Source organism: Rickettsia endosymbiont of Thecocarcelia acutangulata (assembly GCF_964263195.1).
GTDB classification, from domain to species: Bacteria; Pseudomonadota; Alphaproteobacteria; order Rickettsiales; family Rickettsiaceae; genus Rickettsia; species Rickettsia felis.
This window is the reverse complement of the sequence record NZ_OZ181652.1, coordinates 1,293,970-1,315,811: the sequence shown is the minus strand read 5'-3', so window position 1 is coordinate 1,315,811 and position 21,842 is coordinate 1,293,970. Positions and strand designations below refer to the sequence as shown.

Sequence of the window (21,842 nt, the reverse complement as noted above, 5' to 3'; positions counted from 1 at the left end):
TTAGACAATTTGGAACATAAAAGGAACATATGAATTTTAAGAAATTTTTTAAAAGCCTTGAAACCTTTATAGAAACTGGTGCTACTAGGGGGAATTGAACCCCCGACCTCTTCATTACCAATGAAGTGCTCTACCCCTGAGCTATAGTAGCTTAGAATTTTATTTTAAACTCTTTTTGCCACATATTTGTTATTAAATCAAGAAGAATTTTGAAAATTCATTTACTTTGTAATTTCTTTCATATTTTATCTAAACTTCTATTTTTGTAAAAATATAAGGCGAACAATGCAAAAATACAGCTTAATATGACGTAATAAACTGCCGAGGTTACATGCCCTGTTTTTTGTACTAAATATTCAAAGACAAGAGGCGTAGTACCTCCGAAAATACTTGTAGCAGTGTTATATGAAATAGACAGAGCGGTGTTACGTATATTTGTAGGATAAAACTCTGCTTGTAATGCCGGTTCAGGACCGATATAGCTAGCGACAAGTATAGCTAGTATAAATTGTGAGATAATTATGCTTGTAAAGTCACCATTCTCAAAATTATTAAATAAAAATGGCGTTGTTATAATAATTATTATCAGGTTAATTACAAAAATTTTCCTGCGACCTATAATATCGGATAAATAACCGCTTAATAAAGTTACGGCTATCATAATCACGTAACATACGCTAACGAGGCTATTTACTTCATTTTCAGTAAAGTTACGGCTGATTTTCAAAAACGATACCAAGTAAATTGTAGTTAAATAGAATATTATCGAACCGGGAGCATTGATAAAAATCGAGATTAATATATCAAACCAATGATTGGTAATGACTTTTTTTAACGGTGATTGTAAAATCTTTTTCTGCTCTCTTAGATTTTTAAAATTCGGTGTTTCCTGAGTATTTTTTTTAATATAAAATGCTGCAAAAAGAATAAAAAATCCAAGTAAAAAAGGTATTCTCCAGCCAAAACTATCAAATTGTGAAGCTGTTAGGATATTCTTAACGATATAAGAAACAAAAGAACCAAGCAATAAACCGGAGCATATACTAGACATTGAAATACTACCGGTAAAGCCTCGGTGTTTATGGCTAGTATGTTCAATAACAAAAGAAATAGAACCGGTCAAAGCTCCTCCCATTGATAATCCTTGTAGAATTCGTACACAAATCATTAATATAGTCGCAGTTATACCTATAGTATGGTAAGTTGGTAATATTCCTATTAATACGGTTGGGGCAGACATGCAAAATAATGCACTAGTTAAGGCTACTTTGCGTCCAAATCTATCACCAATAACACCAAAAAATATGCCGCCTAACGGTCTTGCCAAATAACCTATAGCAAATACTAAAAAAGCTTGCAGTAAAGAAGTATTAGCATCATCATTCGGAAAAAATTTTACTCCTATTATGGGTGCAAAATAACCGAATAATACATAATCATACCATTCAAAAGTATTAGCGATACCGCTTGAAAATACTAGCTTACTGCGATTCATGTTTTCTACTCATAGCTTTTTTTTCGGAGTATATTATAAATAAGGTGGCAGGAATTATTATTACTGCTCCATGAAGTGTGCTTTTATCGGGAAACTCACTAAATATGAAATATGCCGCTATTGCCGAAATCACCAGCTCTAAATATCTATAAGGAGCGGTAGCGGTTGCATCTACCATGGAAAAAGCTTTAAGTAGGAAGAATAATATTAAACTACCGCTACTACCGAGTACAAATAATAAAGCTAATTCAAAACCGCTAGGGGTTAGCCAATATTGCGATGCAACAAGCAATGATACTACAGCAGTTACTATTGCCGAATAAAATAGCATACTGATCATCGATTCTTTTATTACGAATTTTTTATTAATAATGTCAAGCATAGCAAATGAAATAGCCGCTAATACAAAATACAAAATTTCGGGGTTAAAATCCTCGGCATGAGGTTTAAGCGTAACAACAAGCCCTATAAATCCTACTACGGTAACTACCCATCTTTGCCAAATAATATTTTCGTTAAGAAAAAATACGGCAAGTATTAAAGTAAATAAAGGGATAGAAAAACTTACAACGGTTGCGGTAGTAACGGGAGCTATGGTAAGACCGTAAGTCCAGGAAGTCATACCGAAAAATAATAATAATCCTCTTAATATATGTACAAAAGGACGACTTGTTTTTAAGGTATTTTTACCATAATAAAAAACAAAAGGTAGTAAAACTATGCTACTGAAAAAGAAGCGGAAAAAAGCTACTTCAAAGCTATGTAAACGAGTCCCAAGATATTTAGACATTACATCATTGGCACTACTACTTACTAAACTAAGTAAAAACCAACCTATACCGGTTAAATATGTTTTTAATGCATCATTCATTAATATGCTCCAATAATTTCTATAATTTTACTTAAATGTCTTGACTTTTAGCATAAAAGAATTCTATCTTTTATGAAAATGGTATAAATATATAAACAAAAATTTTATATAATAATACGGTAATCAATTTTAAGCAAGTAAAGGTTATAATTAATATGTTAAGAATAGTGAAAAAATTAGGGATAATTTTGTTTGTATCCAGCATAAGTATTAATAGTTTTGCTAAAAGCATGTATGATGATGTAGATTCTGCTCCTGACTATGATAGTACACCGTATTACGAAAACGAAGGAAGTTTAGTTTTCAAGATGCGTCTAGGAGGTGTTTTTTCAAGTGCTAAGCAAAAGGGATTACCTACTCCGACCTCTCCTCAACCTGTTCCAGTAGGAGAAGTTGCAAAAAACGGTTATGGAGGTGATGCATCCACTACTATATTCTTTAATAATTATTTAGCTACTGAATTATCACTTGGCTTTAATGTTTTACGCACTAAATATACATCCCTTGCAGCCATTGCTCATAATTATGGCGTTGATAATGTCAAACTAGGAAAAAACAAACCTATTTATATGATTCCTGCAACGGTTACCGGACAATTTTATATAGCTCCTTACGGCGGGATAAGACCGTATGTCGGTGTAGGTTATCACGGTTCTTACATGCTTACTCAAGCTACCGGTCTTAAAATTAGAAACGGACACGGTCTAGTCGGACAAATAGGTGTAGATCTTTATGCTAAAGATGATACTTTAATCAATATTGACGTAAGACAATTTTTCTTAAATCCTAAACTTGAGTATAAACCGAATTTAGTAGGTACTAAAACCGTGACCTCTAAAGTTAAGCTTAATCCTTTAATAGTTTCTATAGGTATAGGATTTACTTTTTAGTATTGGTGTCATACCGTGGCTTGACCACGGTATCCAGTCTTTTTTTATTTTTTTCTGGACCCCGTGGTCAAGCCACGGGGTGACAATGAAAAAAACCTATTAATGTAATAATACCTAACGGAAATGACATTAAAAAAGTAATTCCCCTATGTCCCTACAAATTATCCAGTTATTATACTTAGTTGCGGCTGTTTGTTTTATTCTGTCGCTAAAGTTTTTATCCTCACAGAAACAAGCACGTTTAGGCAGTACCATAGGTATTTTGGGGATGGCGATAGCAGTCGGCGTTACTTTTTTCCTCCCGGATTTTAATCATAAATTACCCATTATAGCAACCATATTATTAGGCGGGATAATCGGAGGGATTATTGCACTTAAAATCTCCATGACGGCAATGCCTCAATTAGTTGCCGGATTTCACTCTTTTGTTGGTCTTGCTGCGGTATTTGTAGCTTACGCTACGATACTTGCTCCTGAAAATTTTTCTATAGGAATAGCAGGAAGTTTACCGATTAATTCATTAATAGAAATATCAGTAGGCGTCTCTATCGGTGCTTTAACTTTTAGCGGTTCGGTTATAGCTTTTCTAAAACTACAAGGCTTAATGAAAAGTAGCCCGTTAAAATTCTACGGTCAGCAATATATATGCCTATTAACGGCAATAATATTAGTTCTTCTGATAATATTATTTATTCGTTCAGAGAGTATATTTTTATTTAATCTAATAGTTTTTTTATCACTGTTAATCGGAGTATTACTAATAATACCGGTAGGCGGTGCAGATATGCCGGTTATAGTATCGATGCTAAATTCTTATTCAGGTTTTGCAGCAGCCGGTATCGGCTTTACGCTTAGCAATAGCCTACTCATTATTACCGGAGCATTGGTCGGTAGTAGCGGAGCTATACTTAGCTGTATAATGTGCAGGGCTATGAATCGTTCATTAATCAAGGTTATTTTTGGAGCGTTTTTGCCTGCACCTACCGGGATTAACAAGGATATAGACGACGATAAAATAGCAAAAACAAGCTGCCCTGAAGATGCGTCACATTTACTACTTAATGCATCATCGGTGATAATTGTTCCAGGTTACGGTATGGCAGTAGCCCAGTCTCAGCATATCATAAAAGAGATGGTTGATATATTAGAACGTTCAGACATTAATGTACGTTTTGCCGTACATCCGGTAGCAGGTAGAATGCCGGGGCATATGAATGTTTTACTTGCAGAAGCTAATATAGATTATGAGAAAGTACTTGAGCTTGAAGAAATTAATAGAGATTTCGCTACCACTGACGTAGTACTTGTGATTGGGGCAAATGACGTAACTAATCCTGCTGCTAAAAATGACCCGAGTAGTCCGATTTATGGTATGCCGGTACTAGATGTCGAAAAAGCACGTACTATTTTGTTTATTAAACGCTCTATGGCTTCAGGATATGCAGGTATAGAAAATGAGCTATTTTATCACGATAATACTTTTATGTTATTCGGCGATGCTAAGAAAGTAGTTGAGGAGATAGTTAAGTTTCTAAATGAAGATTGACTTAAATAACTCTATTTGTTATAATTTCTTAAATTAAGCCAAAAAACAATTATCATGAATTCGCAAAAAACATTACCGCTTCTGCCAAAAGCCACGGCTATGTGGTTAATTGAAAATACTTCTTTAACTTTTAAACAAATCGCCGATTTTTGCGGTATTCATGAATTTGAAATAAAAGGTATGGCTGACGGTGAAGTAGCACAATCTATAAAAGGTTTAAATCCAATTGCAAACGGTCAGTTAACTTTAGAGGAAATTGAGCGTTGCAGTAAAGATCCTAATGCTAATTTACAAATTTCATATAGCCCTGCTGATGAGTTGATGAAAAATCAGAAAAAACAGCATGCTAAATACACTCCTATAGCAAGGCGTCAAGATAAACCGGATGCTATATATTGGTTATTGTCTAATTATCCAAACATCCAAGACCATCAAATAATTAAATTAATAGGCACTACTAAGACTACTATAGATGCTATTAGAACTCGTAGCCATTGGAATATGAATTCTATTCGTCCTCATGATCCCGTATTACTGGGAATCTGTAGTCAAATAGACCTGAATAAAATAGTAGAAAGCCTAAAGCCTCCATAAAATCCTAAAAAAGAATCATAAAATTATAATAACTTCTATCCTGCGAAAAGCTTGCTTACGTGAATTATTCTTTGATTGTTATCTCGCCTATTGCGTGGATAGCAAATTATCATTGCAAGCAGGCATTGTTACGTAGATATCTTAATTATCATTGAGAGGAGCGAAGAGCGTTGTTGCAAACGGATTTTTTTATGGATTAGAAAAGTGATTATTGCCTAATAAATCGTTTATCACTAGGTAAAGTATAACTTTTATCGGTAGAACGATAGGGACAAATATCAATTCCTCCACGCCTAGTATATACTATATAAATAGAAAGAAAATTAGGGTTTATAGCATTTTTAATATCTGTAAAAATACGCTCGGCACACTGCTCTGCAAACTCATTACAATTTCTAAAAGATATTAGATATTTCAGAAAAGAATCATGTTTTAACTTTTTTCCTTTATATTTTATAACGATTGTACCCCAATCCGGTTGACCGGTTACTAAGCAATTTGATTTTAGTAAATTAGAATTAATCTCTTCTTCTACCAAAACATCTTCATACTCAATTAAGCTATTATCGGGTGGACCGTAATTATTGCATACTATATCTAAATCATCGATATTTTTACCGCTTGGAATAACAAATTCTATTTTTGTATTTATAGGAAATATACGTCCTGTTACTTTAGCGTGTGTAACATTACTTAGATCCTGCAAGATAATTCTTTCTAGTTCTTCTACTGATTCAACAACAAAGTTATTAAAAGAATTTAGATATAGTTTAAATGATTTTGATTCTACTATATTTTCAGAATCCGTCGGTATATAAAAAGTGCCTACTCCAACCCATGGCTTACTGTTCTTATTAAGACAAGATAGTTCATATGTATTCCAAATATCTACACCGTAAAACGGAAGATTATTACTATTTATTCCAAGTTCGTTGCGATTATTTATACGTGGAATTTTAAATAATAAAGTCGCATCATAACTATCTTTATAAGTACTTTTTTTACCAAGTAAAGAAGTAGATAAAGGCATTAATTATGCTCCTTGTGCTAAAATTTCTTTTTGTTGTAATTCATCATATTCTTTTAGCATATAACCGCGTCCCCATACAGTGTCGATATAATCTCTACCGCCGGCAGCATCACTTAACTTTTTACGAAGTTTACAAATAAATACGTCAATAATTTTCATTTCCGGTTCGTCAACACTACTATATAAGTGATTTAAGAACATTTCTTTAGTTAAAATGGTTCCTCTTCGGAGTATTAATAGCTCTAAAATAGCATATTCTTTGTTCGTCAAATGTACTTTTTTGCTGTCAACTTCTACAGTTCTAGTATCTAGGTTTACGCTAACCTTATCAAACCTAAATACTGATGCTGCATGACCTTTAGAACGTCTAACTATAGCTTTAATTCTAGCAATTAATTCCTCTCTTACAAACGGCTTGGTTAAATAATCATCAGCTCCAGAAGAGAAACCGATAATCTTTTGATCCGTATCCGTTAAGCTAGATAAAATTAAGATTGGGGTTTTTATTTTTGCAGCACGCAATCTTAATAATATCTCAAAACCATTAATATCCGGTAACATAAGGTCTAAAATCACTAGATCATAACCACCGACTTTACCAAGCCTTAAACCTTCTACACCAACTGAAGCTTTATCGCAAACTATACCTTCTGAAGCTAAAGTTAGCTCAATTAAGTTAGCCATTTCCGGCTCGTCTTCAATTAACAAAACTCTCATTATTTTTCTCCATAAAATTCAATTTTTATATTGTGCTATAATTTAATTACAGTTAATTATTGTTAACTAAATTATAATTTTTTATCTAGTGCTTTATACATTCATTAATTACATAAGTAAAGAATATTTAATCAAATTGATAAAATATTTACTATTAAGCTCTATCTGTGATTTAAAAACCATGGCGTTTAAAACGAAATTTATTAAATAATTAAATGATTTTCTTAGTTTTGATGCTCTGACATTTTCTTATGATATAAGGCACCAAAATCTATAGGATCAATCATTAAAGGCTGGAATCCTGCATCTTGAGTACAGCTAGCTATAATTTTTCTAGCAAATGGAAATATCATTGCCGGACAATGAACAGATAATAAAATCGGATGTTGTTCAGAATCAATATTAATTAAATTAAATACTCCGGCATATTTTAATTCTATCTGAAATAATTTATATTTTTCATTTCTTGCAGTTGCTTCGATATTTAACTCTACTTCATAGAAATTTTCTTCCGATAAATTAGTAATATTTATATCTAGAGATAAATCAATTTGAGGGCGTTGATCTAAAGCCGCAAGAGAAGACGGGGCAGAAGGGTTCTCAAGAGATAAATCTTTTATATATTGTGCATTAACGGAAATATGCGGCATTGCCTTATTAGTATCGGTGTTTATTGTACTCATAAAAATCCTTATTAAAAATTTAATATAATTTTTTAGAGCCTATTCACGATTTTATTTTGATTGATATTGATAATTAAAAAGGTTTTTAAGCAAAAATTAATAAGATTTTTGTAGGAATAGTATTCTTATTTCAAAAAAATCTTATAATTTGCGGCTAAAAAGATTTTAATTAGCTTTAAAATTAAGATCGTGAACAGGTTCTTACATAAAAAAGTTATGTTAACGGTAAAGTTACGCCTACTTGTTTCATATATTTTCCTTGGCGATCGGCATATGAATTATCACAAATTTGATCACTTTTTAAAAATAAAAACTGACAAGCTCCTTCATTTGCATATATTTTAGCAGGTAATGGAGTAGTATTAGAAAACTCTAAAGTTACATGTCCTTCCCACTCCGGTTCTAACGGAGTCACATTTACTATTATACCGCATCTTGCATAAGTGGACTTGCCGACACAAATAACTAATACATCACGCGGTATTTTAAAATATTCTATAGTTCTGCCAAGGGCAAAACTATTAGGTGGAATAATACACACATCTACTTCTCTATCAACTAAATTATATTCACTGAAATTTTTTGGATCAACCGTAGTAGAATTTATATTGGTGAATATTTTAAATTCATTAGATACTCTAGCATCATAGCCGTAAGAAGATAAGCCGTAAGAAATAATCTTTTCTTTATTATGAACTCTTACCTGCTTTTCCGCAAAGGGCCTTATCATACTTTGATTTATAACAGCTTCTTTTATCCACTTATCTGACATTATAGCCATAATCAAAACTTAATTTAATTAATAAACTAATGATTATAACTCATAATTATTTACAATACAAAATTTTTCTTTAAAACTATAAGTCTGAGGCTGCTTGAATAATGATAGTGATAATAATACAACATTGTATACTTTAAATTAAATTATTACAAATTAAAATAGTTTTTTATTGTCAATTCTGAAAAGTATTTATTATATTCTAGCGTAGTTGATTTATATTTATTAATACTAAAAATTTATTTTGTATAGTAAATTTTATTATTTAAGTTTATAGGGACTTTATTAAAGTGAAAAAATTATTATTAGCTGCAAGTATTATTTGCCTTGCATCGGCTGGTCTTGCCGAAGAAAATCCAACACCTGTTATTTCTAATTCTGATACTGAAATAAAATTAGAAGGATTTTATTTATTTGAAAGCGGTTATATTAAACAGGATCATTTAATTTTATTTGATAAAAATGTAACTGATAACAGGAAAAAGCTAGGGTTTTACACGGAAGCAGCGTTTGCGGCGACTATTTCTAAAACTATCAATGATGTAATAGCAGGTGCTAAAATAGTGCTTCAGCCTACTACAAGAGCAAAAACCTCTACAAGTTATAACGGATCACATATCTTCATTGAAACTAGTTACGGTAAAGTAGAACTCGGCTCTCCTGCTGATGCAAGTGCTAAATTGCGTATTACCGGTAGTCAAGTAACCGCAGGTACTGGAGGATGGTATAGATATGCTTTACTTGACGGTCAATATATGAGATATAACGGTTTAAAGCCGGATTTTGATACTAGTGCTAGCTTTTATCTTGAGTCATACTCTAATTCTTTTAATCAAATTAATGATAAAGCTGAGAGAGCTAGAAGATTAAATTTTTTCACGCCTAAAATGAAAGGTTTCCAAGCCGGTATCTCTTATACTCCCGATACTGCTAATACGGGTGGTAATAGAGATATAAATAATTTAACGCTTGAAAGCTCAGGAAGAAACGGAGTTAGTGTTTCTAGAACCGGAATAAAGACGGTTCCCTTAGGAAACGGCAAAACTATGACTATAAATCAGAATATTAGAGATGCTTTTTCTGCCGGCTTAACTTATGAACATGAGATTAGCGAAGATGCAGACTTAAAATTATCCGTTACCGGAGAGTATGGTAAACCTGCTCGTCGTCTTGTTCATGCTAAAATGGAAGGAATTAAGGTAATAGAAGTATTGAATACCTATAAGCTTTCTAATTTAAAAGCATATAATCTTGGAGCCGTATTTACTTATGGTAATTTCTCTTGTGGAGCTTCTTACGGTAATTTAGGTAAAAGCTTAACCGCTAAGGAATATTATAAAGTCGGTCGTGATACCTATTATTACAATGGAGCAGTTGCTTATGGACAAGGACCTATAAAAACAAGTCTTGAATATCTTAAAACTTCAAGATATAAAAACACCGTCGATGCTGTGAGCCTCGCTACTGAATATAAGATCATGCCTGGTTTATTACCATATGCTGAAATTTCTCATTTCCAAGCTAAAGGTAAACCTGTATATTACCCTGAAGCACCTAGTAAAACAACACGAGGTACTGTTGGTCTTATAGGTACAAAACTTAAGTTTTAATTATTTACAAATTAAGTTCCATTACTATAATCAAAGCTTAGAGCAATCTTATGTATAGTATTGGACAATTTTTAAAAACCTCTCTATGTCATCCCTGCGAAAGCAGGGATCCAAGCTAAAAAATCTTGATTTTAAAGATTTTTTAGGTTTTACTGGATTCCAGCTTTTGGGCGTTGTTGCATGACTCTCAAAACTCACTCAATGTCATTCCCTCGTAGGCGGGAATCCAGCGTAAAGCAAGATAAATTGAGCTTTTAAAAAATATTAAAGATCAAGATTTTATTCAAATAAAGCTTTTTAAAGGCTTTAAAATACTGGATTCCTGCTTATGCGGGAATGACATTGAGTAAAAACTTTCTGGTACTATAAATCTTATGCCTTGATTATTTCATTTTCTTAATTGAATTATCAATAAATTTTATAGCTCCATTTTCCATTGTTGTAATAATCTTGTCTTCTCTTCTGCTAATCTTTAAATCCATTCTATTAGCTTACAGCTCTCTAATTCTTGTCAAATTATGTGTATCATTTACTTAAAAATGCTGCAGCCAAGATAAATTTAAAGTTGGTCTACACAGCATAAATTACATAAGTATCGGCGAATCCTAAAAAATTCGTACTATACTGTCTTTTGATTAAATAAAATTATATATTTTACTTTTTTTATTTTTAGATATTGACTTTCTTTAATTACCATATATTGTGATGCAATCATAATATATGGTAATCATGTGATATATGATTTTTATTATTTTAAAACAGGAATAACACTATGAATCATGCTCAATTTACAAGCTCAGGATATTCCTTTGTAAATGGATTAAAAGCAGTTACAAGATATGCAACCGCTTCTAAATTATTATTTAAAGATGTATATAATTTTGTTTCTAGTCCTAACTTAAAAAAAATATTTACAATATTACATGCTTTAAATATTCAGAAAGTCTATACAAAAGACGGGGATTTTGAGGCAGCATTGAAGTTTTTTAATATGAAACAGGATAATTCTCTCAAGATAAAGATAGATGTAACTCAGAACATCAAAAAATCCGCATCAGAGGACAATGAAAATTTTTTCTCTCCTATATTAAACGTATTTTAAAAACATGATGGAAACAAGTAATAGTATAATAAATATATTACTGCAATCCCTCATTTAATGAGTATAGGTTTTACCTTAAAAAAAATTTCAAGCCCCAACCACGTTATAAGCAAATTTGATGCAATAAAGGTACCAGCACTTATGGCGGCTGCTACCGCTATAGGAAAACCTTTAATAGATACAATTAGAGAGGATTGTTCTACTATAATTCAATTTTTCAAAGATAGTAATAAGCTCTTAACCGGGGCTTATAATTTTTTCTGTAATAATAATGAAGATTTTACATATTATCAATTAGAGGAAGGTCATCAGGATAATCAGGTTGATATTATAGGAGTAGTAACATCTATTAATTTAAATAGGCAAGATGAATTTAAAAACTTTTAATAATAGAACGATACAAGCGAATTTATAGATAATTCGCTTGTATCAAACCATATAAAATATGCTGTTTTTTTGTATACACTCAATCTTTATTATAATTATGATGAAAATCTATTATTTTTAGGGAAGCCCATAGGCGGTAATTTACCGGTACTACCTCTTTTTCCTAAAAATGCAATGATGTTTTTCTCAAGTTTTACTTTTCCATTGTTGTTCCAACCTAAGCCGTCTTCTTTATTAAATATTTTAATATCAAGTAACTTTGCATTCTTAAATTTTTGCAGCGTTACGCCTTGCCCCTTTTTCATTTCCGGTATCTCATCTATATTAAATACCAGTAATTTATGGCTTTCACCAATACAAGCAATACTATCCCCGTTTACAGGTAAACACGCTATACATGTGTGACCATCAGGCACGTTCATAATTTGCTTTCCTGTTTTTGTTTGAGCCATTACTTCATTTGAATTAACCAAAAAGCCTTTACCTATACTACTTGCAAGTAATAAAAGCTGATCAGATTTATGGACTAAAATATTAGTAATATCGTTATTGCCTATATCCACAAGCAGCTTTATAGATTCTCCTGTTCCTTTACCTTTAGAAATATTATCGGCAAGCAAAGTAAAAAACCTACCCTCCGAACTTACTATTAGTATCTTATCGGTCGTGTAAGCCTCTATAATAAACTTCTCTGCGTCCCCTTCTTTATATTTGATAGTCGATAAATCAGTGTTATGACCTTTTACCGAACGCACCCATCCCATTTTTGAACAAATAATAGTAATTGGCTCTTTAGTAACAAAGGCCGTTATATCAACTACTTGATTAGTAAGGGTTACTTCTTCAAAGCTAGTCCGCCTTGCTCCTATTACTGTATTTAATCCAAATTTCGTTTGTACTGCTTTTATTTCTTTTTTAACTATTTTCCATAGTTCTTTAGGACTATTTAAAATCTCTTCTAATATAGCTTGTTGCTTCTGCAAGTTACTATGCTCATTAATAATTTCCTGCTCTTCAAGTTTACGAAGTGAGCGAAGACGGGTATTCAATATCGCTTCTACCTGTATTTCGGTTAGTTTAAACCGCTCCATCATTATCGCTTTCGGCTCATCCTCTTCACGAATAATTTTAATTATCTCATCAAGATTTAGATAAGCTATTCTAAGACCTTCTAGAATTTCTAAACGATGCTTGATTTTGTTTAAAAGATAAGTTGACCTGCGAGTAACAATATTTTGTCTATGAGCTAAAAACTCTTGTAAAACCTCTAGAATATTCATCACTCTCGGCACGTTATTACTGCCGATCACATTCATATTTAACTGAATACGGCTTTCTAAATTCGTTAGCTTGAATAGAGATTCCATTACTATTTGTGGATCACATCCCCGATCTCTCGGCTCTATAACCAATCTTATAATGTCGGTTGATTCATCTCTAATATTGCTAACAAGCGGGATTTTTTTATCCTTTAGTAATATCGCTATTTGTTCTATAAGTTTTGATTTCTGAACCTGATAAGGTATCTCAGTTACAACTATCTGATATGTACCGTAACTTAGCTCCTCTTTCTCCCATCTGCTTCTCACTCTAAAACTACCACGCCCGGTAGTATATGCAGCATTTATAAGTTCGGCTTTATCAATAATTATGCCGCCGGTTGGAAAATCAGGACCTTTAATAAAATTCATTATATCGTTAATTTCAGCTTTCGGGTGGTCGATTAAATGCATTAGAGCATCACATAACTCATGTAAATTATGCGGCGGTATATTAGTTGCCATACCGACTGCTATACCTTCCGAACCGTTAGCTAGTAAGTTCGGAAAACTTGCCGGCATTATTATCGGTTCTAAATCTGAATCGTCATAAGTAGGGCGAAAATCTACCGTATCTTTATCAATATCTACCATTAATAAAGTACATATTTCCGTCATGCGTGATTCGGTATAACGCATAGCTGCTGCATTATCGCCATCGATAGAGCCGAAATTACCCTGCCCGTCAATTAAAGGATAACGAAGCGAAAAATGTTGAGCAAGGCGTACCAAAGTATCATAAACTGCCACATCACCGTGCGGGTGATATTTACCGATCACGTCACCGACCACCCTTGCACATTTCTTATAACCGGAATTCGGCTCAAGCCTTAGCTGTAGCATTGCGTATAATAACCTACGATGTACAGGCTTAAGCCCGTCACGTACGTCAGGAAGCGAACGTGACATAATCGTTGACAACGCATAAGCAAGATAACGCTCCGATAACGCATTACCAAAGTCAATATTTTCTATTTTAGCTTCTTTCATAAGTTATTTAATTTTTATTTATCGTCATTGTTCTCTATGTCATTCCTGCGAAAGCAGGAATCCAAAAAAAAGTATAAACACAACAAATTTTTGAAATTAAAAGCTCGATTTATCTCGCTTTATGCTGGATTCCTGCTTTCGCAGGAATGACATAGAACAGGGGTCTTGAACCACGCAACAATACTCATTAGCAATGCCGGGGATATCCCAAGCGTCTTCATGCTTTATCCAATATTTAGCTTCTGCTAATCTTTTATCTGCAAGTTTTGAAAGTGCGATATCTTCCTCAATTGTAATTTCGTCAAAATCTTCTTCATCTATTATCATAAATTATTCCAATTATATTATTTCAACACACAACCTTGCTTATTATAAGCTAGTTTCTTACAGACCGCTTTGGCTTGACTAAGACTACCATAATCACCGGCTAAGATTAAATAGAAAAATTTGCCGTCGTCATATTTAACTTTTTTGGTTGTGATAACAACATTTTTAAGAATTTTCGGGAATTTCTTTTTTATTCTTTCTCCTTCTTGCATTGCTTCTGTTTCAGATTTTACCGAACCAAGCTGTATTTTATAACTCTCATTATTTTTACAATTTTTAGCATTACTAACCTTATCCTTACTTCCTTTTTCAAGCTTTATTATATTTAAATCTGTTTCATTTTTAGCGTTATTACTTGGCTCTATTAATGCAATCAAGTTAGATATTTCATCAAAAGATTCATCACTTTGACTTTGGTTACGAGAATCTATATTCATAGGTTTCTCAGGATCAGGAAGCAATTTTACGGTTTTAATATTTGTATCTTTAGCAATAAGATTTTCATATATACTACTATGTACTGCTGCTATTTGGTTATTTTCTATTATAGACGGTTTTATTTTTGTAGGCAGCTCATCAGGATAAATAGTAATTACCGGCTTACTATTCTGGTAATATTGATAACCAAAATAAATAGCGGATATACATATTAAGCACACTAGAAATATTTTAACAAAAATATTATTGATCATATTTAGTAATTTGATAATAGAAAAACGTCATTGCGAGGAAAAACTGTAAGTTTTGACGAAGCAATCTCAGAAGTACTCATGAGATTGCCACGCAGCCTACGGCTGCTTGCAATGACGATAAAAACCTAACTACATCTTTACCATAGGCTCTACGCCTATCACTTCAAGGCCGCTAGCTATAACTTTCTGTATGGCACTTGCAAGAGCAAGACGAGCAGTAGTTAATTCTTTATTGCTCTCGATTACAAATCTATAATCGCTATTTTCTTTACCAAAATTCCATATAGAATGAAATTTTGAAGCTAAGTTTATTAAATAAAATGCAATGCGATGCGGTTCAAAATATTTTGCAGATGTTTCTAATGTTTTTGTCCAGCTAGCCAAAAGTTTTATGATCTCAATTTCTTCTTCAGAGGATAATAAAGATAAATCATACTTGCCTTCTTCAAAGTCATTATAAGATTCAGTCATTAATTCTCTAGCTTTTGATAAAATAGATATTGTTCTCACATGTGCATATTGTACGTAGAAGATAGGATTTTCTCTTGATTGTTCTTTCACTTTTGCTAAATCAAAATCAAGCGGTTTGTCATTTTGCCTTGTTAACATCATAAATCTTATGATATCTTTCCCCACCTCATGATTTACATCTTGTACACTAGCAAAGCTCCCAAGACGTTTTGACATCTTAACCGGTACGCCGTTTTCAACAAAATTGACTAATTGACAGATTTTAACGTCTACTTTAACCTGTTCTTTGCCTAGAGCCTTAACTATTGCCTCAATTCTTTTAACATATCCGCTATGGTCCGCACCAAGTACATAAATTAAGTGATTCGCTCCTCTATTTATTTTATCCTTAGCATATGCAAGATCGGAAGCAAAATAAGACCAACTTCCGTCAGCTTTTCCTATAGGACGATCCTGACTATCACCATAGTCAGTAGATTTAAACAATTTTTGAACTCTGTTATCCCATTCATCGTGAACTTTACCTTTAGGAGCAGGGAGTGTTCCTTCATAAATCAGCCCCATACCGGTAAGTAATTTCACTGTTTCCTCTATTTCGCCTTTATCATGCAATGACTGTTCAGAAAAAAATATATCATGTTTAATACCGAGATCCGCTAAATCTTTTTTATTTAAATCAAGCATCTTTTCTACGGCAAAATTTTTGACTATTTTGAACCTTTCATCTTCGTTCATCGTTAATAATTTATTACCGTATTCTTTCGCCAAAATTTGCCCAAGCGGAATCAAATACTCACCCGGATATAAACCGGTAGGTATAGTAATTTTCTCGCCCAGAGCTTCTCTATAACGTAATAATACCGTACTAACTAAATCATTTATTTGCGAACCTGCATCATTAACATAATATTCTTTTGTAACGGAATAACCTACTTTTTGCAAAATTCTAGCTAGCACATCACCATATACCGCACCCCTAGCATGCCCTATATGCATTGGACCGGTGGGATTTGCCGAAACATACTCGATGTTAATATTTCTGCTTTTATCTATATCAATTTCAAAAAACTTTTCTTCGTGCTGTAGAATATCTTTAATTGCTATCTGCCAAGTTTCGGCTTTTATAGTAAAGTTAATAAAGCCGGGTCCTGCTATTTCTATACTTGCAATATAAGGTAATGTTATAAGGATTTCTTTAAACTTTAAAGCCAATTCCCGAGGAGAAATATTTTCTTTAGCAGCAATAATCATTGCAATATTACTTGATAAATCACCGTTAAAACTATCTTTCGGAGTTTCAATAGTAGCATTATTTGCTATTTCTTGATTATTATATAATTGCCTGCTTGCCGCAATTATATCTTGTTTTAATTGATTAAATATATTCATAATTAAGTTTTAAGATATTATTAAAATTCAGCAAACAAAGCTGATTATATTCTTGAATGGCAAAACGGTCGGTCATACCTGCTATATAATCGGCAATAACTCTAGCTTTACTGTATGTTTCATTAGCGTCTATTAGCATTTTCCAATTAACCGGTAATAAATTAATATCATCCATATAAACCTTAAACAGACCTTGAACAATTTTAGTACATTTAAGGCTGATGGCCGTAATTTTATTACTTTTATAAACTCGCTCATGCAGAAACTTTTTAGTTTCCATAATACGTTCATTAGTTTTTTCGGTAAAATCCACTATCTGATAATTCAAATTACGTATCTCGTCTATATTAGTAATTTTTTCTTTATTTAAATTTTCTTTTGTTTGCTGTAATAAATCGGTAATCAATTCATGTATTAGCTTACGTACTACCTCATAAATCAGACAAGAGGAGCTAATATTCTTAAATTTTGACTTGAGTTCAAAAACGTAGCTGTCAATATATTTAAGCTCAGCAAGATTATTAAAATCGATAATTTTAGCACCGATACTATCTTCCAAATCATGCGAAATATAGCTAATATCATCAGCAAGTGCTGCTATTTGAGCCTCTGCCGACGCATAAGTACTAAGCTCTAAATCATTTTGTTTATTATACTCCGCTATATATTCATTTATTTCACCAGTTATAGGACCATTATGTTTTACGATTCCTTCTAAAACTTCCCATGTTAAATTTACTCCGTTATAAGCGGCATATCTCTTCTCAAGTAGTGTTAATATTTTCAAAGATTGAGCATTATGGGAAAAGCCGTTATACTCTTTCATACATTCATTTAAAGCTCTCTCTCCCGCATGACCGAAAGGCGTATGCCCAAGATCATGAGCGAGTGCTATTGTCTCAGCTAAATCACTTGATAAATTTAAAGTATTAGCTACCGAACGCGCAACAGTTGAAACCTCTAAAGAATGAGTTAGCCTATTTCTGTAATGATCTTCCTCATGATTAATAAAAACCTGAGTTTTATATTGCAAACGCCTAAATGCATTGGTATGAATAATGCGATCACGATCACGTTCAAACTCTTTTCTATACGAAGTCGGGATTTCTTTATATAATCTTCCCCTACTTTTAAGAGGATCGGAAGCGTATGAAGCTAGCATCGTTATCCTTTGTTACTTCTTGTAAATAAATAATCGGCATACGAAGATCAACTTCAAAAAGAGCAAGGAGTTCACAAGACAAGGAGCGGAGCGTATACTTAATACGTGAGTACCGCAGTACTTGTAGAACGACGTAGCCAATTTTTGAAGTTCATCGAGTATACTTGAAAAAATATTCATTATACTATATAATTTACAAGACTTTTACAAGGTAATTTTGGTGACAATAACAATTACGGATAGAGCTTTTCAACGAGTTTGCGAGTTAATAGAGCTAGAAAAAGATAAGAATTTAGTACTGCGAGTTTCTGTTGATAGCGGCGGTTGTTCAGGACTTATGTATAATTACGAACTAGTCTCAAAAGATACTATAGAGCAAGATGATTATGTCATTACTAAACATAATGTTACAATTATTATTGATCCTATCTCTCAAAAATTTATGCTAGATTGTACTTTAGATTTTATAGAAGAACTCGGCAGTTCATATTTCAACGTTAGTAATCCGCAAGCTAAAGCAAAATGCGGCTGCGGTAATTCTTTTTCGGTGTAACGTGTCATCCTGTGATCAAGTAAGCGTTGTTGCATGGCTCAACTTCACTCTTGTCATCCCGCGACTTGATCGCGGGTTCTAGCTTAAAATACTAAATTATTAATATTTTTTATTGTTTTTATGGACCCCGTGGTCAAGCCACGGGGTGACATAGTGGGGGTTACCGATCCATGCAACAACGCCAGTCAAGCCACGGGATGACAAAATAGATTCCTGCTTTCGTAGGAATGACATCGCAACGTCAAACTTCTAGCAAAATTCACAAACATTTTCTATAATCTAATGTTACTCATTATGTTGAGAGGCAATACCAAGCCCATCAACTTCACCATTATCACCATAAGGAAGGCGGGCTACTTCATTATTATTACCGTTATTATTCTCATCTTCTTCGTCATCTGAAGCGTTACTATCTATGTTAATATAAACATGTTGTTCTTGGGCTTGTTGAGCTATTAAACTTTGTTTTAGTGTTTCAGCTTGTGAGATTTTCTTAAATTTAGTCCTTGTCCTTTACATTGCTCCGTAGTGAGAATTTCAAGACCTTCAGATTGTCTTGTTAAATTATCGCATATAAAAACTCCGCAGTCTGAAGTATTTTCTTGTTGTGGAATTCCTAAATCTCTTATTTCTGCATTAGGACAAATCTCAGTAATAAGGGTCACTAAGTCAGGACGATCATTTAACTCCCTACCTAGAGGATCATTATACTTAAATATTACCTTATTTGTATTATTATCTTTACTAATCGCCATACTTACCCAATGCCCATGCCCTGTATTAATAGCCATAAGTACAATTTTATTATTTTTAATTAAATCCTCATGCAGTCTTTCTCTAAGTGCATCTCTTACTTGTTCAGGGTGTGCTAAATCAACATGGGTAACTATAGAGAATTTATTTTTGTCTATATTTGCTTCTAATATATTTTTTATATCATCTTCAGTATACCAGTAATCCGGTTTTTGTATATTTTCTATAGTATGAAGAGGGCTGTTTTCCTGTGGCTGCGGTGGTGGTTGATGCTGTTGTGTTTGCTGCGGCTGTACTAAAGCTTTCTCTTGTTTTTGAGGCTGTGCATCCTCATTCTGTTTGGTTAATTCTTTTTGACCATTAATCAATTGCTCATTTTAATTTTGTTGTAGTTTTGGCCACTCCATAGCTTGTGGCTCCGGCAGTGTTACAAAATCATTTACTAGAGTCTGTGTATCACTGAAAAATTTTGTTCTGTTAACCTCCTTGGTAAATATACTAAGATCTTCTATTTTGCCTTTTTCAAGCATTGCACGTATAAAACCAATATTTTTTGCCATATCCGTATCAAAAGCTTTTAACGCTTTTGATACTAATTCTTGTTTTTCCTTATCATTTTTATTGATTCTACTTGCAGCTCTCAAATATTCAAGCCCTGCTTTTTGTATTAAATTTAATTTAAATAAAAATTCTGCTACAGATATATGAAGATCTTTTTCTAAAGATACATAATGTGCTTTCGTTTCTCTTTTATTTTTTAAAATACTAAAAATTTCATGCAGAATATTACTACTCTCCTCAATATCAGCTATACTTAAACTTACTTTAAAATATTTCATTGCTTCATGAATTAACTTGATAGCACTTACATTTTCATTTTTACTTTTATACCATTTCCCGAGTACTAAAAATAAGTCACCTATTTTTTTACAAATATTGCTAGAAATGTACGGAATCGTATCATGACCATAGAGAAAGTTAAAATCTTTATCAACTTCTAGGGCTTTAATATATTATCTTATCGCTTTAAACCAGTCTAATTCCGATTTACTATTTTCATAGATCATACCTAAATAATAATGAGCATTGGCTTTTATCTCATTTATAGCTATAACAACAACTTCAACTTGCGGTCCCGTAAGTTTATCAAGCCATTCTAAAGCTTCGGTATAATACTCTGTTGTTCCGTTATTTTTTAATTTTATATCTAATATAGCTTGATCTAATAAATTCTCTTCAATTAAGATTTTTTTTGCTTCATCAACTACCTCTGTCAGTGGCTGCCACTTTTGTGATTGCGGATAAAGTTTTTTACAAAAAGATAAAGCTTTCCATTGCTGATTTAAGAAATATACATAATTACCTAATATTTCTTGGAAATGAATTTTAGCACTTATATTTTTCGACTCATAAAACTTTCTTATAATTTCTAAAAATGAAGCAACCATGTTTAGGTGATCATCAGAATATTTAATATATATTTCATTAAGCTCTTCTATTTCTTTTAAAGCAGGAAAAAAACTTTCTTCAGTTTTTTGTGCCGGTGATTTATTTAATATTTTTTTTGGCAAATAAGGTTGAATTAATGAATAATTGTTTGAGAACGTGTCTGAATCTAATTCCTGATGTAAATTAAGATTATCAGAAGAAATAAATGGGCTTATTATATTATGTTTATTGACTTGAAAGAAATTTATAATAATTTTACCTATAGTTAAAATATTCTCCTTGACTTGATTAGATAAAACTTGTGATAAAATTGGCTTCTGTGTTTCTGATTTTTGCGGTTTTATATATATTTCTTTTATTGTAGCCCATTTATTTTGGCTCGAGTCCTTGGCTTGACTTAAGTCCTTAATATTAAGCGTATCTGAAAAAGGTTTTACACATAGGGACATCAATTTTTTTACTTGTTCAATAATAAGCGGCTCATATAAGTTTTTTTTACTCAAAATATCTTGTAGCTCAAATTTCAACGCAGTAGTCATGATATTTTTCTGTTCCTCAGCAGTTATAGTAGAATTTGTATTGGAAGCAGAATTAGGCAGAACATCTCCTGTGCCTTTGGAAAGGGCAAGTACATCCAAATCAGGCTGTTTCTGCCCATCTATTACAGTAATGTTAGTATTTTTTTCTTCTTCATTCTTACTCTGAGAAATAACCTCTATAGTTGTAGAAAGATTTGAATCGGAAACAGAATGAGGTAGAGCAGCTTCTTTATCTTTGAAGAGCTAGGAAAATCTGTTTTTCCTAGCTCTTCAATTATAAATTTTTGTCCTTCATCTAGATTTTGAAGCTTTGTGTCCTTACGGAGTTTACTTTCTTCTATTTTAATTTTAGCTTTTTTTTCTTCTTTAGTTTTATAATCAGCAACAGAAATTATATAAGATACAGCATCTTTTAATTGTTCTTTAATTTCCGGAGTTAACTGACCATTACTATCTCTAAAAATATTAGTGAATTGTTGATATGTAGAGTCAATA

General features: G+C 32.5%; 21 protein-coding genes and 1 tRNA gene. 7 read left to right on the top strand and 15 right to left on the bottom strand.

Annotated features, from left to right (window positions below; all coding sequences use genetic code 11):
• Nucleotides 1-76 precede the first annotated feature (76 nt).
• The 3 genes from ACE38Q_RS07110 to ACE38Q_RS07100 form a co-directional block, all read right to left on the bottom strand.
• Nucleotides 77-151: transfer RNA gene (locus tag ACE38Q_RS07110), tRNA-Thr, on the bottom strand.
• A gap of 87 nt (nucleotides 152-238) precedes the next feature.
• Nucleotides 239-1,495 carry an MFS transporter gene (locus ACE38Q_RS07105; protein WP_500190845.1) on the bottom strand — a complete coding sequence of 419 codons (1,257 nt, stop codon included), beginning with the start codon at nucleotides 1,493-1,495 and terminating at the stop codon, nucleotides 239-241.
• Nucleotides 1,482-2,366, bottom strand: coding sequence for a DMT family transporter (locus ACE38Q_RS07100; RefSeq protein WP_500190843.1), 885 nt, complete (start codon nucleotides 2,364-2,366; stop codon nucleotides 1,482-1,484). The genes ACE38Q_RS07105 and ACE38Q_RS07100 overlap by 14 nt, the downstream gene beginning before the upstream one ends.
• A 155-nt stretch (nucleotides 2,367-2,521) precedes the next feature.
• Between ACE38Q_RS07100 and ACE38Q_RS07095 the strand changes: the two genes are divergently transcribed.
• The 3 genes from ACE38Q_RS07095 to ACE38Q_RS07085 all read left to right on the top strand — a co-directional run bounded on the left by ACE38Q_RS07095 (nucleotide 2,522) and on the right by ACE38Q_RS07085 (nucleotide 5,396).
• A complete protein-coding gene (locus ACE38Q_RS07095; RefSeq protein WP_500190840.1) occupies nucleotides 2,522-3,256 on the top strand; it encodes an OmpW family outer membrane protein in 735 nt (244 codons plus the stop codon).
• A gap of 148 nt (nucleotides 3,257-3,404) precedes the next feature.
• Nucleotides 3,405-4,802 carry an NAD(P)(+) transhydrogenase (Re/Si-specific) subunit beta gene (locus tag ACE38Q_RS07090; protein ID WP_500190838.1) on the top strand — a complete coding sequence of 466 codons (1,398 nt, stop codon included), beginning with the start codon at nucleotides 3,405-3,407 and terminating at the stop codon, nucleotides 4,800-4,802.
• 54 nt (nucleotides 4,803-4,856) lie between these two features.
• Complete coding sequence (locus tag ACE38Q_RS07085) at nucleotides 4,857-5,396, top strand: cell cycle transcriptional regulator TrcR (RefSeq protein WP_500190836.1); 540 nt, start codon at nucleotides 4,857-4,859, stop codon at nucleotides 5,394-5,396.
• A gap of 208 nt (nucleotides 5,397-5,604) precedes the next feature.
• Here ACE38Q_RS07085 and queF read toward each other — a convergent pair whose 3' ends face one another.
• From queF to dcd, 4 genes are all read right to left on the bottom strand, one after another.
• Nucleotides 5,605-6,426, bottom strand: a complete 822-nt coding sequence (gene queF / locus ACE38Q_RS07080; protein ID WP_500190831.1) for an NADPH-dependent 7-cyano-7-deazaguanine reductase QueF — start codon at nucleotides 6,424-6,426, stop codon at nucleotides 5,605-5,607.
• A gap of 3 nt (nucleotides 6,427-6,429) precedes the next feature.
• The gene (gene ctrA, locus ACE38Q_RS07075; protein ID WP_500190829.1) at nucleotides 6,430-7,143 is read right to left on the bottom strand and encodes a response regulator transcription factor CtrA; all 714 of its coding nucleotides are present in this window, start codon (nucleotides 7,141-7,143) and stop codon (nucleotides 6,430-6,432) included.
• Between the two features lie 224 nt (nucleotides 7,144-7,367).
• Nucleotides 7,368-7,826 (bottom strand): protein-export chaperone SecB, encoded by a 459-nt coding sequence (gene secB, locus ACE38Q_RS07070; protein ID WP_500190825.1) that lies wholly within the window; start codon nucleotides 7,824-7,826, stop codon nucleotides 7,368-7,370.
• 214 nt (nucleotides 7,827-8,040) lie between these two features.
• Complete coding sequence (dcd, locus tag ACE38Q_RS07065; RefSeq protein ID WP_500190823.1) at nucleotides 8,041-8,607, bottom strand: dCTP deaminase; 567 nt, start codon at nucleotides 8,605-8,607, stop codon at nucleotides 8,041-8,043.
• A gap of 287 nt (nucleotides 8,608-8,894) precedes the next feature.
• Between dcd and ACE38Q_RS07060 the strand changes: the two genes are divergently transcribed.
• The 3 genes from ACE38Q_RS07060 (at nucleotide 8,895) to ACE38Q_RS07050 (ending at nucleotide 11,703) form a co-directional block, all read left to right on the top strand.
• Nucleotides 8,895-10,214: a porin gene (locus ACE38Q_RS07060; RefSeq protein WP_500190820.1), complete on the top strand. Its 1,320-nt coding sequence runs from the start codon at nucleotides 8,895-8,897 to the stop codon at nucleotides 10,212-10,214.
• Between the two features lie 772 nt (nucleotides 10,215-10,986).
• Nucleotides 10,987-11,316: a hypothetical protein gene (locus ACE38Q_RS07055; RefSeq protein WP_500190817.1), complete on the top strand. Its 330-nt coding sequence runs from the start codon at nucleotides 10,987-10,989 to the stop codon at nucleotides 11,314-11,316.
• 57 nt (nucleotides 11,317-11,373) lie between these two features.
• Complete coding sequence (locus ACE38Q_RS07050; protein ID WP_500190815.1) at nucleotides 11,374-11,703, top strand: hypothetical protein; 330 nt, start codon at nucleotides 11,374-11,376, stop codon at nucleotides 11,701-11,703.
• A 95-nt stretch (nucleotides 11,704-11,798) separates the two neighbouring features.
• Here ACE38Q_RS07050 and parC read toward each other — a convergent pair whose 3' ends face one another.
• The 5 genes from parC to ACE38Q_RS07025 form a co-directional block, all read right to left on the bottom strand.
• Complete coding sequence (parC, locus tag ACE38Q_RS07045; RefSeq protein WP_500190812.1) at nucleotides 11,799-14,012, bottom strand: DNA topoisomerase IV subunit A; 2,214 nt, start codon at nucleotides 14,010-14,012, stop codon at nucleotides 11,799-11,801.
• Between the two features lie 96 nt (nucleotides 14,013-14,108).
• The gene (locus ACE38Q_RS07040) at nucleotides 14,109-14,339 is read right to left on the bottom strand and encodes a hypothetical protein (protein ID WP_500190809.1); all 231 of its coding nucleotides are present in this window, start codon (nucleotides 14,337-14,339) and stop codon (nucleotides 14,109-14,111) included.
• 17 nt (nucleotides 14,340-14,356) lie between these two features.
• Nucleotides 14,357-15,031 carry an SPOR domain-containing protein gene (locus ACE38Q_RS07035; protein WP_500190805.1) on the bottom strand — a complete coding sequence of 225 codons (675 nt, stop codon included), beginning with the start codon at nucleotides 15,029-15,031 and terminating at the stop codon, nucleotides 14,357-14,359.
• Between the two features lie 129 nt (nucleotides 15,032-15,160).
• On the bottom strand, nucleotides 15,161-16,891 hold the full coding sequence (gene argS, locus ACE38Q_RS07030; protein ID WP_500190803.1) for an arginine--tRNA ligase: 1,731 nt from the start codon (nucleotides 16,889-16,891) through the stop codon (nucleotides 15,161-15,163).
• A complete protein-coding gene (locus ACE38Q_RS07025) occupies nucleotides 16,878-18,053 on the bottom strand; it encodes a deoxyguanosinetriphosphate triphosphohydrolase (RefSeq protein WP_500190801.1) in 1,176 nt (391 codons plus the stop codon). The genes argS and ACE38Q_RS07025 overlap by 14 nt, the downstream gene beginning before the upstream one ends.
• Nucleotides 18,054-18,273: 220 nt before the next feature.
• Between ACE38Q_RS07025 and ACE38Q_RS07020 the strand changes: the two genes are divergently transcribed.
• The gene (locus ACE38Q_RS07020) at nucleotides 18,274-18,606 is read left to right on the top strand and encodes an iron-sulfur cluster assembly accessory protein (RefSeq protein ID WP_500190799.1); all 333 of its coding nucleotides are present in this window, start codon (nucleotides 18,274-18,276) and stop codon (nucleotides 18,604-18,606) included.
• Between the two features lie 467 nt (nucleotides 18,607-19,073).
• Here ACE38Q_RS07020 and ACE38Q_RS07015 read toward each other — a convergent pair whose 3' ends face one another.
• From ACE38Q_RS07015 to ACE38Q_RS07005, 3 genes are all read right to left on the bottom strand, one after another.
• Complete coding sequence (locus tag ACE38Q_RS07015; RefSeq protein ID WP_500190797.1) at nucleotides 19,074-19,727, bottom strand: Ulp1 family isopeptidase; 654 nt, start codon at nucleotides 19,725-19,727, stop codon at nucleotides 19,074-19,076.
• A gap of 9 nt (nucleotides 19,728-19,736) precedes the next feature.
• Nucleotides 19,737-20,198, bottom strand: a complete 462-nt coding sequence (locus ACE38Q_RS07010) for a hypothetical protein (protein WP_500190795.1) — start codon at nucleotides 20,196-20,198, stop codon at nucleotides 19,737-19,739.
• Between the two features lie 174 nt (nucleotides 20,199-20,372).
• Nucleotides 20,373-21,446, bottom strand: coding sequence for a hypothetical protein (locus tag ACE38Q_RS07005; RefSeq protein WP_500190793.1), 1,074 nt, complete (start codon nucleotides 21,444-21,446; stop codon nucleotides 20,373-20,375).
• Nucleotides 21,447-21,842: the final 396 nt, after the last annotated feature.